The sequence below is a fragment of the Streptomyces sp. NBC_01176 genome, assembly GCF_045039825.1.
GTDB lineage: Bacteria > Actinomycetota > Actinomycetes > Streptomycetales > Streptomycetaceae > Streptomyces.
Genome location: NZ_CP108600.1, coordinates 4976702 through 4990102 on the forward strand (window position 1 = coordinate 4976702; position 13401 = coordinate 4990102).

General features: G+C 69.6%; 13 protein-coding genes and 1 tRNA gene. 5 read left to right on the forward strand and 9 right to left on the reverse strand.

Going from position 1 to position 13401, the window contains the following annotated elements; all coding sequences use genetic code 11:
• Positions 1-37: 37 nt before the first annotated feature.
• On the forward strand, positions 38-2020 hold the full coding sequence (gene pknB / locus OG199_RS21420) for a Stk1 family PASTA domain-containing Ser/Thr kinase (RefSeq protein WP_356802060.1): 1983 nt from the start codon (positions 38-40) through the stop codon (positions 2018-2020).
• 230 nt (positions 2021-2250) lie between these two features.
• Here the strand turns inward: pknB and OG199_RS21425 are convergent, their stop codons facing one another.
• The 6 genes from OG199_RS21425 to OG199_RS21450 all read right to left on the reverse strand — a co-directional run bounded on the left by OG199_RS21425 (position 2251) and on the right by OG199_RS21450 (position 6966).
• A complete protein-coding gene (locus OG199_RS21425) occupies positions 2251-3000 on the reverse strand; it encodes a class E sortase (protein ID WP_401807376.1) in 750 nt (249 codons plus the stop codon).
• Positions 3001-3083: 83 nt separating this feature from the next.
• Positions 3084-4589 carry a class E sortase gene (locus tag OG199_RS21430; RefSeq protein ID WP_405830824.1) on the reverse strand — a complete coding sequence of 502 codons (1506 nt, stop codon included), beginning with the start codon at positions 4587-4589 and terminating at the stop codon, positions 3084-3086.
• Positions 4586-5224: an aminodeoxychorismate/anthranilate synthase component II gene (locus tag OG199_RS21435; protein ID WP_356802054.1), complete on the reverse strand. Its 639-nt coding sequence runs from the start codon at positions 5222-5224 to the stop codon at positions 4586-4588. The genes OG199_RS21430 and OG199_RS21435 overlap by 4 nt, the downstream gene beginning before the upstream one ends.
• A complete protein-coding gene (locus tag OG199_RS21440; protein ID WP_165854063.1) occupies positions 5221-5382 on the reverse strand; it encodes a hypothetical protein in 162 nt (53 codons plus the stop codon). Before OG199_RS21440 ends, OG199_RS21435 begins: the two co-directional genes overlap by 4 nt.
• Positions 5383-5455: 73 nt before the next feature.
• The gene (locus OG199_RS21445) at positions 5456-6154 is read right to left on the reverse strand and encodes a class E sortase (RefSeq protein ID WP_356802068.1); all 699 of its coding nucleotides are present in this window, start codon (positions 6152-6154) and stop codon (positions 5456-5458) included.
• A 32-nt stretch (positions 6155-6186) separates the two neighbouring features.
• Positions 6187-6966 carry a DUF881 domain-containing protein gene (locus tag OG199_RS21450; protein ID WP_356802052.1) on the reverse strand — a complete coding sequence of 260 codons (780 nt, stop codon included), beginning with the start codon at positions 6964-6966 and terminating at the stop codon, positions 6187-6189.
• A 142-nt stretch (positions 6967-7108) separates the two neighbouring features.
• Here OG199_RS21450 and crgA point away from each other — a divergent pair, with 142 nt between their 5' ends.
• A complete protein-coding gene (gene crgA, locus OG199_RS21455; RefSeq protein WP_153289608.1) occupies positions 7109-7363 on the forward strand; it encodes a cell division protein CrgA in 255 nt (84 codons plus the stop codon).
• Between the two features lie 280 nt (positions 7364-7643).
• Here crgA and OG199_RS21460 read toward each other — a convergent pair whose 3' ends face one another.
• Both OG199_RS21460 and OG199_RS21465 read right to left on the reverse strand, forming a co-directional pair.
• Complete coding sequence (locus OG199_RS21460; RefSeq protein ID WP_356802050.1) at positions 7644-8558, reverse strand: rhomboid family intramembrane serine protease; 915 nt, start codon at positions 8556-8558, stop codon at positions 7644-7646.
• A gap of 108 nt (positions 8559-8666) precedes the next feature.
• Positions 8667-9200, reverse strand: coding sequence for a peptidylprolyl isomerase (locus tag OG199_RS21465; protein WP_405830827.1), 534 nt, complete (start codon positions 9198-9200; stop codon positions 8667-8669).
• Between the two features lie 312 nt (positions 9201-9512).
• On the opposite strand from OG199_RS21465, the gene OG199_RS21470 reads away from it, so the two are divergent.
• Positions 9513-10202 (forward strand): DUF5324 family protein, encoded by a 690-nt coding sequence (locus tag OG199_RS21470; protein ID WP_356802046.1) that lies wholly within the window; start codon positions 9513-9515, stop codon positions 10200-10202.
• A gap of 481 nt (positions 10203-10683) precedes the next feature.
• Here the strand turns inward: OG199_RS21470 and OG199_RS21475 are convergent.
• Positions 10684-10756, reverse strand: a tRNA-Ala gene (locus tag OG199_RS21475).
• 181 nt (positions 10757-10937) lie between these two features.
• Here OG199_RS21475 and OG199_RS21480 point away from each other — a divergent pair.
• Both OG199_RS21480 and OG199_RS21485 read left to right on the forward strand, forming a co-directional pair.
• Entirely contained in the window at positions 10938-11486 is a 549-nt protein-coding gene (locus tag OG199_RS21480) for a DNA-binding protein (protein WP_266700296.1), read from the forward strand.
• Positions 11487-11615: 129 nt separating this feature from the next.
• A complete protein-coding gene (locus tag OG199_RS21485; protein WP_405830828.1) occupies positions 11616-13385 on the forward strand; it encodes a protein kinase domain-containing protein in 1770 nt (589 codons plus the stop codon).
• Positions 13386-13401: the final 16 nt, after the last annotated feature.

The following is a 13401-nucleotide window of genomic DNA, read 5'->3' on the forward strand; positions in this document are numbered from 1 at the left end:
TGCGGTCGGGATCGACGGAGAGGGCTGGTAGGTAGCTATGGAAGAGCCGCGTCGCCTCGGCGGCCGGTACGAGCTGGGCCAGGTGCTCGGCCGTGGTGGCATGGCGGAGGTCCATCTCGCCCATGACACCCGGCTCGGTCGCACCGTGGCGGTGAAGACGCTGCGAGCGGACCTCGCACGCGACCCGTCGTTCCAGGCCCGGTTCCGCCGGGAGGCCCAGTCGGCCGCCTCGCTCAACCATCCCGCGATCGTCGCCGTGTACGACACGGGTGAGGACTACATCGAGGGCATCTCCATCCCGTACATCGTGATGGAGTACGTGGACGGTTCCACCCTGCGTGAGCTGCTCCACTCGGGACGCAGACTGCTGCCCGAGCGGTCCATGGAGATGACCATCGGGATTCTCCAGGCGCTGGAGTACTCCCACCGCGCCGGGATCGTCCACCGCGACATCAAGCCCGCGAACGTCATGCTGACGCGCAACGGCCAGGTCAAGGTGATGGACTTCGGCATCGCCCGCGCCATGGGCGACGCCGGCATGACGATGACGCAGACGGCCGCGGTCATCGGCACCGCCCAGTACCTCTCCCCGGAGCAGGCCAAGGGCGAGCAGGTGGACGCGCGAAGCGACCTCTACTCCACCGGCTGTCTCCTCTACGAGCTGCTGACGGTCCGCCCGCCGTTCGTGGGCGACTCGCCGGTCGCGGTCGCCTACCAGCACGTACGGGAGGAGCCGCAGCCGCCGAGCGTCTTCGACCCCGAGATCACGCCCGAGATGGACGCGATCGTGCTGAAGGCGCTCGTCAAGGACCCGGACTACCGGTACCAGTCCGCCGACGAGATGCGCCAGGACATCGAGGCCTGCCTCGACGGCCAGCCGGTCGCGGCGACCGCCGCCATGGGCTCGGTCGGCTACGGGGGCTACCCGGACGACCAGGCCACCACGGCCCTGCGCTCCACGGACGCCCAGGCCACCTCCATGCTTCCCCCGATGAACCCGGACGACGGCGGCTTCGGCGGCTACGACGACCGTCCGCCCCGGCGCCGCCAGCAGAAGAAGTCGAACACCTCGACGATCCTGCTGGTCGTGGCGGGCGTCCTGGTCCTCATCGGCGCGATCCTGATCGGCAAGTGGGCCTTCAGCGGCAACAGCGACGGCAACAAGCCCTTCGCGGCCCCGAACTTCGTCGGCCAGACCCTGGGCGACGCCAAGGCGATGGCCGCCAACGTCGAACTGACGGTGACGACCACCAAGAAGCCGTGCGAGGCCCAGCCCAAGGGCAGCGTCTGTGACCAGGACCCGAAGGCCGGCGCGGACGTCAAGAAGGGCGACACCGTCGACCTGGTGGTCTCGACCGGCGCGCCGAAGGTGGTCGTGCCCGGGGTGACCGGCCAGAGCCTCGACGACGCCAAGGCGAAGCTCGAGGGCGACGGCTACCGGTTCCAGGTCAAGACGAAGACCCAGATCTCCACGGAGGACCCGAACACGGTCCTGGACCAGGACCCGAAGCTCGGCACCGAGGTGCAGAAGGGTTCGACGATCACCCTCACCATCGCGAAGGCACAGGCGAAGTCCACCGTGCCGGACGTGACGGGCCAGGGCTGTGAGGCGGCCAAGGCGCAGATGACCGCGAACAACCTGGTCGGCAACTGCACCGAGGTGGACACCGCGGACGACGCCCAGGTCGGCAAGGTCATCTCGACCAGTCCGGCGGCGGGCAGCTCGGCCGACAAGAACTCCACGGTGACCATCCAGATCGGCAAGAAGGCCCAGAGCCCGCAGAAGGACATCCCGAACGTCGCGGGCCGGACCCTTCAGCAGGCCAGGCAGATCCTGCAGCAGAACGGCTTCAACAACATCCAGGTGCAGGGCGATCAGGGCGACAACGCCCTCGTCGTCAAGCAGGATCCCGGGCAGGGCCAGGTGGACCCGAACGCGGCGATCGTCCTGACCACCATCGGCGGGAACGGGAACGGGAACAACGGCGGGAACGGCGGCGGATTCATCGGCGGCAACTAGCAGCTGAACACGCAAGGCCTGCCAACAGGGGCCCGGTACTCGTCGGAGTACCGGGCCCCTGCGCATCCCGTGTGCGATACACGTACGGAATATGCCAAAAGAGGGCTGACCGGGAACGGCGGCGGGAAGCCGGAAACGGCAGTCTGGAGCCGACGGCAGCCCGCCACAGGCCGGACCGGGAGGTCACCGGCCGAAGACGGTACGTGCGACCGCCGAAGGAGCCGTGCCGGTCAGCCGCGCAGTTCCTTGGGCGGTGTCCGCGCGCTGTCCACCTTGTCGACGCGCTCCAGCTCGCCCCAGACGACGTACCGGTAGCGGGACGTGTAGACCGGCGTGCAGGTCGTCAGGGTGATGTAGTGGCCCGGCTTCTTCTTGCCGGACTCCTTGGGGACCGGGCCGAGGACCTTCACGTTGTACTTCGAGGTCTCCGGGAGGATGCCGAAGACCTTGTAGACGTACCACTTGTCCTTGGTCTCGAAGACGATCGGGTCGCCCTTCTCCACCTTGTCGATGTTGTGGAACTTGGCGCCGTGGCCGTCGCGGTGGGCGGCGAGCGTGAAGTTGCCGTTCTTGCCGGTCATCGGCAGGGACGACTTGACGGGGTCCGTGTAGTAGCCGGCGACGCCGTCGTTGAGGATCTCCGTGGAGGTGCCCTTCTCGACGAGCACCTCACCGTTCTTCATGGACGGGACGTGCAGGAAGCCGATGCCGTCCTTGGTGTCCAGCGCGCCGGGGCCCTTGTCCGCCGACGCCCAGTTGTCACGGACCCTGTCGCCCTGCTTGTGCGCCGTGCGGTCCGCGACGACGTTCGTCCACCACAGCGAGTAGACGACGAAGAGGCCGAGCACCAGGCCCGCGGTGATGAGGAGTTCACCGAAGACACTGACCGCCATCGCGATCCGGCCGGGACCACGCCGTTTCGGTGCGGGCGCCTCGGCGTCGGCGTCGGTGCGCTCGTCGTGGTCGGTCCTCGCTGCCACTGTGCATCTGCCCCGTCTGGTCTGTCTCAGGTTGTCTCACGTGCTCTTCGCCCGAGGGGCCGACAGCGCACCACTGGATGCGCCTAGCCGATGAGGGCGTCCGGCTTGCCCTTGCTGCGCGGGCGTTCCTCGACCATCTTGCCCCACACGATCATCCGGTATTTGCTGGTGAATTCCGGCGTGCAGGTGGTCAGGGTGATGTAGCGGCCGGGCCCCGTGAAGCCGGACCCCTTGGGGACCGGGGCCAGCACACTTGTGTTCGAAGGGGACGTCACCGGCAGGATCGACGCCATCTTGTAGACGAAGTAGTCGTCCTGCGTCTCGACGACGATCGCGTCGCCCGGCTTGAGGCGGTTGATGTAGCGGAACGGTTCACCGTGCGTGTTGCGGTGGCCCGCGAGACCGAAGTTGCCCGTCCTGGCGTCCGGCATCGCCGTCTTGAGGCTGCCCTCGCCGTAGTGACCCACCATGCCGCGGTCGAGCACCTTCGTCTTGCTCGTGCCCTCCGCGATCGGCGCGACGACGTCCAGCTTCGGGATGTGCAGGATGGCGAAGCCCTGCCCCGGCTCGAACGTCCCCGGGCTCCGCTTGCCGCTCGCCCAGTCCTCCTGGAGGTGGTGCGCGGCGCTGCCGGCCTGCTCGTGCGCCCGCACGTTCGACCACCACAGCTGGTAGGTCACGAACAGGAGCATCAGGACGCCGGTGGTGATGAAGACCTCGCCGATCATCCGGCTCACGAGGACCGCCGCGCCGGGCTTCCGCGCCTGCGCGGCCCGGCGGGCCGCCACACGGCTCAGCGGCGCCCCAGCGGCCTCCTGCGCCCCTTCCTGGGGCGACTGGGACTCCAGGGGCTCCGGGGGGCCTCCGTGGCGCCCATGGCGCCGTGCGGCCTTGCGTCGGGCCGCACGGCCCCCGGGCGCGGCTGCCGAATCGTCCGCGGCGTCCGCAGGCGTCCCGGGCGCGGCCATGAGCCGCGCCTCCGAGACCTCCGAGGCCCGCAGCGCCACGGTCTCGTCGTCCAGCGGCCGGCCCGCCGTCGGAGGCACGCCGTAACCCGCACCGGACCCCGGACCGGGCGAGGCCGTGGAGGCCCCGTACACCGGCGCGGACGGGGTTACGGGCGGCGTGTACGGGGGCGGCGTCGTGGACGCCCCGTACGGGGGCGCGGACTCCTGGAAGGCCGGCATGGCCGTCGTCGCCGGTTCCGCGTACGGCTGCCGTTGCCGCGCGCCGTCGTAGCCGCCCTGCGCCGCCCCTTGCCAGTTCTGCGCGTACCCGGCGGAACCGTCCCCCGCGTACTGATGGTGGCCGGGCCACTGCTGCCCCGGACCGGCCTGCGGCCCGGCGGTGGGCGGGGTCGGCACGGCGTGGCCGGGGGCGGTGTGGCCGGGAGGCGTGCGGCCGGGGGCCGCGGGGCCGGGAGTGGGGCCCGTGCCCGGAAGGGGATCGGTGAGCGGGTCCGCCAGCTGCTCGATCGCGACCTCGAACGCGCCGGGCGCCCCGTACGGCTGCTGCCCGTACGAGGACCCGTCTCCTCCGGCGGCACCGTAGGCGGCGCCGGACTCGCGCTCGGGGCGCAGCGCGGTCACGCCGTGGCCCTGCCCACCACCGGGGCGAGCCCCGCCGACCTCGCCACGGCACCCTGGTCGCCACACTCCACGAGCCAGTTGGCGAGCATCCGGTGCCCGTGTTCGGTCAGCACCGACTCGGGATGGAACTGAACGCCCTCGACCGGGAGTTCACGGTGCCTGAGGCCCATGATGATCCCGTCGTGGGTGCGAGCGGTGACCTCCAGCGCGGTCGGCACGGTCTCCGGCTCGGCCGCGAGCGAGTGGTAGCGGGTCGCGGTGAAGGGGGACGGCAGTCCGGCGAAGACGCCCCTGCCCTCGTGCTCCACCAGCGAGGTCTTGCCGTGCAGCAGCTCCGGCGCACGGTCCACGACCCCGCCGTACGCCACCTGCATCGACTGCATGCCGAGACAGACACCGAAGACGGGTACCCCGGTGTCCGCGCAGTGGCGGACCATCTCGACGCACACGCCGGCCTGCTCGGGAGCGCCCGGGCCGGGCGACAGGAGCACCCCGTCGAACCCGTCCTGCGCGTGCGCGGTCGACACCTCGTCGTTGCGGAGCACCTCGCACTCGGCGCCCAGCTGGTACAGGTACTGGACCAGGTTGAAGACGAAGCTGTCGTAGTTGTCGACGACGAGGATCCGCGCGCTCACTGGTTGTTCACCGTCACATCGTTGAAGGGGAGCAGCGGTTCGGCCCAGGGGAAGACGTACTGGAAGAGCACGTAGACCACCGCCAGGACGAGCACGAGTGAGATCAGCGCCTTCACCCACGCGTTCCCCGGCAGATGCCGCCAGATGAAGCCGTACATGCCGTCCCTTCCGTCGCACCACGGCGTCAGAGTCCCGCCCTGCACCACCGGACCCACGCCGTACGGGACCAGACTAACGGCGGAGTGCCCCCGGTTTCCCAGCCTCCACAGGCTGTGTGGAATCCAGATGCGCCCAGACGATCAGCCGGTGGCTGTGACCCCACTCCGGTTCGCAGGTGGTCAGCGTCAGGTAGCGGCCCGGAGCCGTATACCCGGACTTACGTGGCACAGGGTCGATCACCTCAACGTCCGTGGGTACGGTTTTGTAAGGGCCTTTGTCGATCCGATACGTGAACCAGGTCGTCCCGTCGGTCAGTACCACCGCGTCGCCGTGTCGCAGCTTCGGAAAGTCCTTGAGCGGGTCGCCGTAGGTCCGACGGTGTCCCGCGACGGCGAAGTTCCCCGTCTGCCCCAGCTGGGCGGTCCCCCGATAGTGGCCGAGCCCCTTCTTCAGGACACTCGTTCCGGTGCCTTCGAGCACGGGCTTGTTCCACGTGAAACCAAGGCGCGGGATGTACATCACCGCGAAGGGCTTGCCGTACGTGGAGGAGGGCGGCGCCTTCGGGCTCTCGGTGGCCGGGACGGCGGTGGGCGTCCCCGGCTGCTGCGCCAGTGCCCCCTTCGACCACTGCCGCTGGAGCTGGTCGATCTGGTGGCCCATCTCGCTGTCGGCCTTCACACCCGTCCAGAACAGCACGTAGACCACGAAGAGCACGATCAGCGTGCCGACGGTGATGCAGAGTTCGCTCAACGTCCTGACGACCACTCGCACCGACACAGGCCCCCCAGCGGCAGCGGCTCCGGCTACTCCACAGGCTTCGCGTAGTGGAGATCCACTGTGCCCGAGTAGCCGGGAAGAGTCACCGTCCCGTTCTCCTCGACTTTCCAGCCGAGCCCGTAGACGTTGACGTACACCATGTAGTTCTGGATCGCCGGGGAGTCCGCCAGCGCCTTCTGGAGCTTCTGGGGGTCACCCACTGCGGTGATCTTGTACGGGGGCGAGTAGACGCGTCCCTGCAGAATCAGCGTGTTGCCGACGCAGCGCACGGCGCTCGTGGAGATCAGCCGCTGGTCCATCACCTTGATGCCCTGGGCGCCGCCCAGCCACAGGGCGTTCACCACGGCCTGCAGGTCCTGCTGGTGGATGACCAGATAGTCGGGCTGCGGCTCGGGGTAGCCGGGCAGCTTGGCCGTGGCGTTCGGCGGGGCGTCGTTGAGGGTGACCGTGACGGCCTTGCCCTTGAGCGGCTGGGTACCCGCCTTCTTCTCCAGCGCGGCGACCTTGTCGTTCTCGGCCTTGCTGCCGCCGTTCTCCCGTCCGGCGAGGGCATCGACCTGGTCCCGCAGCGCGCCGTTGGAATCGTCGAGCGACGCGTTCTTGTGGCTGCGCTCCTGGATCAGGTCGGAGAGCTTCAGCAGGGACGCGTCGGTGCGGATATTGGTGCCTTTGGCCGTGTTGAAGCTGGTGAAGAAAATAAGCCCGGCGAGGGCGAAGACGGCCACGGTGAGCACGCGAACGGGCCGGAAACGGCGCGTATCGGCAGGACTGGAACCCGTCCCTGGAGAGTCGGCAGAATTGCTCAACGTACCCTTATCTCCTTCGGCGCCGCGGAAGCACTACGCTAACGGACGCCCGGGGGAGCGCTCAGTGTCCCCTTGTACGCTGCCCCGGAGCCCGCCCCAGTTCCCTGCGCGGCCACGCAGCGCATCGACAGGAGAGACCCTCGTGCCGAAGTCACGTATCCGCAAGAAGGCCGACTACACGCCACCCCAGGCGAAGCAGACGACCAACATCAAGCTCACCAGCCGCGGCTGGGTCGCGCCGGTCATGCTGGCCATGTTCCTCATCGGTCTCGCCTGGATCGTCGTCTTCTACGTGACCGACGGCTCGCTGCCGGTCGACGCGCTGGACAACTGGAACATCGTGGTCGGTTTCGGCTTCATCGCAGCGGGATTCGGCGTCTCCACGCAGTGGAAGTAGCGCTCCGCGACCGACGGCGCGGCAGCTCCCCGGCAGCTCTCCCCAGGGCTATCCACTGAGTTATCCACAACTGTTTTCCACAGGTGGAAAAAGAACGACGATCTGTGGATAACTCATCCAGGGTTGACGCCGGTGTGACTGACCTACCGGGATCCGCAAGCCTGTTCGCCCCCTGTCCGACCTGGGAAAACTCGGGTCCGCGACAGGGGGCACAGCTGTTCCCACACAGCGTGCACAAGATCCGCCACCGTCTGTGGACAACAGCGGTGACCGGGGCGGCTCAGGTGAGCTGAGCCGTCCTGACCAGCGTCGCGACCACCACCGCGACCAACACCACCGCGCACACCCCGTACTGGACCAGGGCCCGCCGCTCCCGCGGCGCGTGGACCATCGCGTAGCCGACGACGAGACCGCCCACGAGACCGCCGATGTGGGCCTGCCAGGAGATACCGAACGCGGGGGTGAAGGTGAAGATCAGGTTGACCACCAGCAGGCCGATCAACGGGCGCATGTCGTAGTTGAGCCGGCGCATGAGCACCCCGGTCGCGCCGAAGAGGCCGAAGATCGCGCCGGAGGCGCCGAGCGACGGCTGGTTCGGGGCGGCGAGCAGGTAGGTGAGCGCGCTGCCGGCGAGCCCCGAGACGAAGTACAGCGCCAGGTAGCGGGCCCGGCCGAGGGCCGCCTCCAGGGGGCCGCCGATCCACCACAGGCTGAGCATGTTGAACAGGATGTGGATATAGCTGGCGTGCAGGAACATCGACGTCAGCAGCCGGTACCACTGGCCTTCCGCGATGCCCTCGACCGAGCCGAGCACCGGGACGTACGCCCGGCCGATGAGGTCGAAGCTGTCGGTGAAGCGGTCACCCACGGCCTGCTGCACCAGGAAGAGGGCGAGGTTGATCCCGATCAGGATCTTGGTGAGGAGCCGGGGGTCGGCGGCGACGGTGCCGCCCGCCAGGGTGCGGGGCCGGGAGGCCGCCGGCGGGTGCCCCGTACCGGAGCCGCCGCGGACGCATTCGGGGCACTGGAAGCCGACGGAGGCGCTGACCATGCATTCGGGGCAGATCGGCCGTTCACAGCGGCTGCAGCGCACGCCGGTCTCGCGGTCCGGGTGCCGGTAGCAGGTCGGCAAGCCCTGGGCATCCTGCGATCCCTGGTCCTTCGGGCCCTGCGGGCTGCCTGGCGCCTGGTCCATCGGGTCCCCTCAATCGGTCGTACGCACTGCATCGCCCCGCCCATCCTTACGGATGAACGGGGCGTTTGGTTCCCTGCGGGAGTCCTCGGGGCCCCTCGGCCTCCGGGCTCAGCCCTGGCGGGTCTCGACGACGACCGACTCGATGACGACGTCGTTGACCGGACGGTCGGTGCGCGGGTTGGTCTGGGTGCCCGCGATGGCATCCACGACCTTCTGGCTCGCCGGGCCGGCGACCTCGCCGAAGATGGTGTGCTTGCGGGTCAGCCACGCCGTCGGGGAGACGGTGATGAAGAACTGCGAGCCGTTGGTACCGGGGCCCGCGTTGGCCATGGCCAGCAGATACGGCTTGTCGAAGGCGAGCTCGGGGTGGAACTCGTCCTCGAACTGGTAGCCAGGGCCACCGGTGCCGTTGCCGAGCGGGTCACCGCCCTGGATCATGAATCCGCTGATCACCCGGTGGAAGACCGTGCCGTCGTAGAGCTTGTCCGTGGACTTCGCACCCGTCTCCGGGTTGACCCACTCCCGCTCACCCGTGGCGAGCTCGACGAAGTTCCGGACCGTCTTGGGCGCGTGGTTCGGCAGGAGCCGGACTTCGATGTCGCCTTGGTTGGTCTTCAGGGTGGCGTAAAGCTGCTCGGCCACGATCTGCCTTCCGTTGCCTTCTTTTGACCCCCCGATCCTCGCACGGACCGGGCCTCGCGTCGCCCGACCACCACCTCCGGGCGAACATCCCGTCGTCCCTCTTGCGGAAAACGCGTCGAGTCCTCCCGCGGGCGGCGCCGGGAGCCCCGATCCGTGGCAGGGTCGGCGGTAAGGCCCTGTTGCCCCGTATGCCCTATCTCGCATGCCCCGCCGTCGCGCGAGGGGCATGATCTCGAAAAGGGTGGAAAGGTGGACTGTGCCTGTTTGGGGTACTCGAACGCCCAAGTACGCCACCGAGGAGGAGGAAAACCCGTGACCCGCATTGACAGCGTGCGCGCCGCGACCGGCTCGGCGAAGGACAGCGTGCTGCACGCCGCGGAAGTGGTGGCGCCTTACGCCGACACGGCCAAGGACCGGGCCTCGCACTACGCGAACGAGGCACGCGTACGGCTCGCGCCCAAGATGTCGCTGGCCGCAGAGCAGGCCCGCGTGCAGTACGACGCCCATCTCGCACCGCGCCTCGAGCAGGCGCGTACCCATGTCCCGCCGAAGGTCGACCAGGCCGCCGTCCGAACCCGCCAGGCGGCGCTCCAGGCCGCCGACTACACCAAGCCGAGAATCGGGCAGGCCATGGCCGCGGCCCAGCCGGTACGGGAGGAGGCCGCGGCGCGGGGTGCGGCGGCGCTGGCCGCACTGCGCGGACAGGTCTCACCCAAGGAGATCGAGAAGCTGGTCCGCAAGCACCGGCGGCGGGCGAAGGCCGGCCGTGCCGTCAAGGGACTGGCCGTCCTGGGACTTCTGGCCGGTGGCGCCTACGCCGCCTGGAGGTGGTGGGACAAGCAGGCCAATCCCGACTGGCTGGTCGAGCCCCCCGCCGCGACGGAGGTGCCCGAGCCGGGCCGCCTGACATCGGTCGACGGCAGCGGCCGGCCCGACCTCGACCCCGAGGTCCAGGCCAAGCAGGCCGAGGAGGAAGCGGCGAAGCGCGACGATCGCCACTGAGTCCTGATCCAGGACATCAACAACGCTGTGGGGCAGGAGACTTGAGGGTCTCCTGCCCCACAGCGTTGTTTCACGTGGAACGGGCGGGAACCCGGCGCCCGTCGCACCGGGGAGGACAGCGGGAAAGACAGCGGGAAGGACGCCGGGAAGGCGCTCGTTTACGGATTCCCTCCGCGATGACGTTTGCAACGGCCTTCACGCACAACATCCACACAGACTCTCTTCACCGTGCGCATTGCCCCGGTTACACACCTCTGCTTGTGCCAGTTCACGCACAGCTCCGACAGCGGAGCCCGACCCCCCATGAGGTGCGGAGACCGCCCGCGGGACGGTCCCGGGGCCGTCGCACACCCCGGCCATTTGCGCAAACAAATGCAACGCCTGCGAACTCAGCCCTGTGACACAGGTCACCATGGAGGGTCAAAGCGGGGCATACGAAAACCGGCCAGTCGCCATGAAGGCGTCTGGCCGGTCCGAGGTGTGGAGCCTAGGGGAGTCGAACCCCTGACATCTGCCATGCAAAGACAGCGCTCTACCAACTGAGCTAAGGCCCCTTGAGGGAAGCGTCCGGCCGGTTGATTCGGATACCGACGGGCGCCGGGCACCAGAGTACCGGGTCACCCCCGGTATCTCGCAAAAAGATTGGGGGTCCCCGTGGGCGACCACTCTCCGTAAGATGCTCGACGTGGTTCGCGACAGCGAACCACGGTTTTGGGGAAGCGATGGGGAGACGCAATGGACGCCGCACAGCAAGAAGCAACCGCAAGAGCCCAGGAGCTGCAGCGGAACTGGTACGGGGAGCCGCTGGGGACGCTCTTCCGTAGGCTCATAGACGATCTGGGCCTCAACCAGGCGCGTCTTGCCGGAGTACTGGGCCTCTCCGCGCCCATGCTGTCGCAGCTGATGAGCGGCCAGCGTGCCAAGATCGGCAACCCCGCGGTGGTCCAGCGGGTCCAGCTCCTGCAGGACCTGGCGGGGCAGGTGGCGGACGGCAGCGTCAGCGCCGCCGAGGCGACCGAGCGCATGGACGAGATCAAGAAGTCGCAGGGGGGCTCCGTGCTCAACAACACCACGCAGTCGACGAGCAGTTCCGGTGCGCCCACGGTCAAGCGGGTGGTCCGCGAGATCCAGTCGCTGCTGCGCTCCGTGGCGGCCGCCGGGGACATCATCGAGGCCGCCGACACCCTCGCTCCGACCCACCCGGAACTGGCAGAGTTCCTCCGGGTGTACGGCGCCGGCCGCACCTCCGACGCCGTCGCGCACTACCAGTCGCACCAGAACTGAGCCGACGGTCCGGCCGGCCGCACGCCCCGCGCTGGAGGGCTCGCAACGCCGTCCAGCGCCGCGTCCCGGGCCGCCGGGCACCTCGCGGAAGCCGCAGGACCGACTGCCGAAGGGGAGCGACGCACGACCATGGGTGAGGTCTTCGCCGGACGGTACGAGCTGGTCGACCCGATCGGCCACGGGGGAGTCGGTGCCGTATGGCGCGCCTGGGACCGGCGACGGCGCCGGTACGTGGCCGCCAAGGTGCTCCAACAGAGCGACGCGCACGCGCTGTTGCGCTTCGTACGGGAGCAGGCGCTGAGGATCGATCACCCGCACGTGCTGGCGCCGGCCAGCTGGGCCGCCGACGACGACAAGGTCCTGTTCACCATGGACCTGGTCGCGGGGGGATCCCTGGTCCATCTGGTCAACGACTACGGCCCGCTGCCTCCCGCCTTCGTCTGCACCCTGCTCGACCAGCTCCTCGCGGGACTCGCCGCCGTCCACGCCGAGGGGGTCGTGCACCGTGACATCAAGCCCGCCAACGTGCTGCTCGAAGCGACGGGGACGGCCCGGCCGCGGCTGCGGCTGTCCGACTTCGGCATCGCGATGCGGCTCGGCGAACCACGGCTGACCGAGACCGACTACGTGGTGGGAACCCCCGGTTACTTCGCGCCTGAGCAGATGATGGGCGCCGAACCGGACTTCCCCGCCGATCTGTTCGCCGCGGGTCTGGTCGCCCTGTACCTGTTGGAGGGGGCCAAGCCGGACGCCAAGGCGCTGATCGAGTACTTCGCGGAGAACGGCACACCGTCCGCTCCCCAGGGCATACCCGAGCCGCTGTGGCAGGTCGTGGCCACGCTGCTGCAGCCGGACCCCCAGGCGCGGTTCCGGACCGCGACGGGGGCGCGCAAGGCGCTGGCCTCGGCCGCCGAGCTGCTGCCCGAGCCCGGACCCGACGACGAGTTGGTCGAGGTCTTCGATCAAGTCGGGCCGCTCCCCCCGGGGTTCGGACCCACGGGACCGGTCGGGACGGCACCCCGGCCCGCCACCGACCCCACGGCTTCCCGGCCGGCAGCTCTCTCCGGCCCGGCTTCCGACCGAGGCCAGGGTCCCGACCGAGATCCCGTCTCCGGCCAGAGCCTCCCTTCCGACCGGAACCCCGATTCCGTCCAGGGTGCCGCTTCTGACGGGGGCTCTGCGTCCGGCCCTCGTTCCGCCCTCGGCCGCCGTCCCGGCTCCGGGCTCGGCTCCGATCCCCGCTCCGTCTCCGAGTCGGGTGCTACCGGGGGCGCGTGGCCGGAGACGACCTCCGGAGGTGTACGCCGGGAGCCCGAACCGGAGGGCGCACGCCAGGAGCCCGTCACCGGCGACGCACGCCACGGGTCCGCCCCGAGTGACGTGACACCGCCGCGCCCCGCCCCGAACTCCGTACCCCCGAGGCCGTCCACGATGTCGGACACCGGGAGTTTCCACCTGCCGCCACCCCGGGCAGCCGCCCCCGACGTACCACCACAGGCGCGGCCCCAGCCGCGACCGCAGCCCCACAACTCACCGCCGCGACAGGCCCAGCCGCAACCGCGGCACGCCTGGCACGAGACGCAGCGGCGTCCCGTCCCGGGCCACCCGTGGCGCCCGCCCGAGCAGCCGCCCACTCCCCCCACCGCGGTCAACGTGCCGAGCACGCCCCCCGGGTACGCGCAGCCCTTCGACCTCCGGTCCGGACCGCTGCCCGTCCCTCAACGGCCCGCGGATCCGACCGTCGTGGTGCAACAGCACGCACACGGTCCCGCCGGTTCCCACCGGGCGGTGTCCCGGCGGACGCCACGCCCCGGACCGCCGGCCCGGGTGGCAGTCCCGCTCCTGCTCCTCGCGCTGGCCTGTCTCGCGGTGGGTTTCTGGGCGCTGACGCGGATCTGAACCCGGTCGGCCGCTC

What these genes read in the sequence shown, in the direction of transcription:
- pknB (WP_356802060.1), top strand. Translation starts at nt 38, where the DNA reads ATGGAAGAGCCGCGTCGCCTCGGCGGCCGGTACGAGCTGGGCCAGGTG.
- OG199_RS21440 (WP_165854063.1), bottom strand. Translation starts at nt 5,382, where the DNA reads ATGTACGGCTTCATCTGGCGGCATCTGCCGGGGAACGCGTGGGTGAAG.
- OG199_RS21460 (WP_356802050.1), bottom strand. Translation starts at nt 8,558, where the DNA reads ATGGACCAGGCGCCAGGCAGCCCGCAGGGCCCGAAGGACCAGGGATCG.
- OG199_RS21480 (WP_266700296.1), top strand. Translation starts at nt 10,938, where the DNA reads ATGGACGCCGCACAGCAAGAAGCAACCGCAAGAGCCCAGGAGCTGCAG.
- OG199_RS21485 (WP_405830828.1), top strand. Translation starts at nt 11,616, where the DNA reads ATGGGTGAGGTCTTCGCCGGACGGTACGAGCTGGTCGACCCGATCGGC.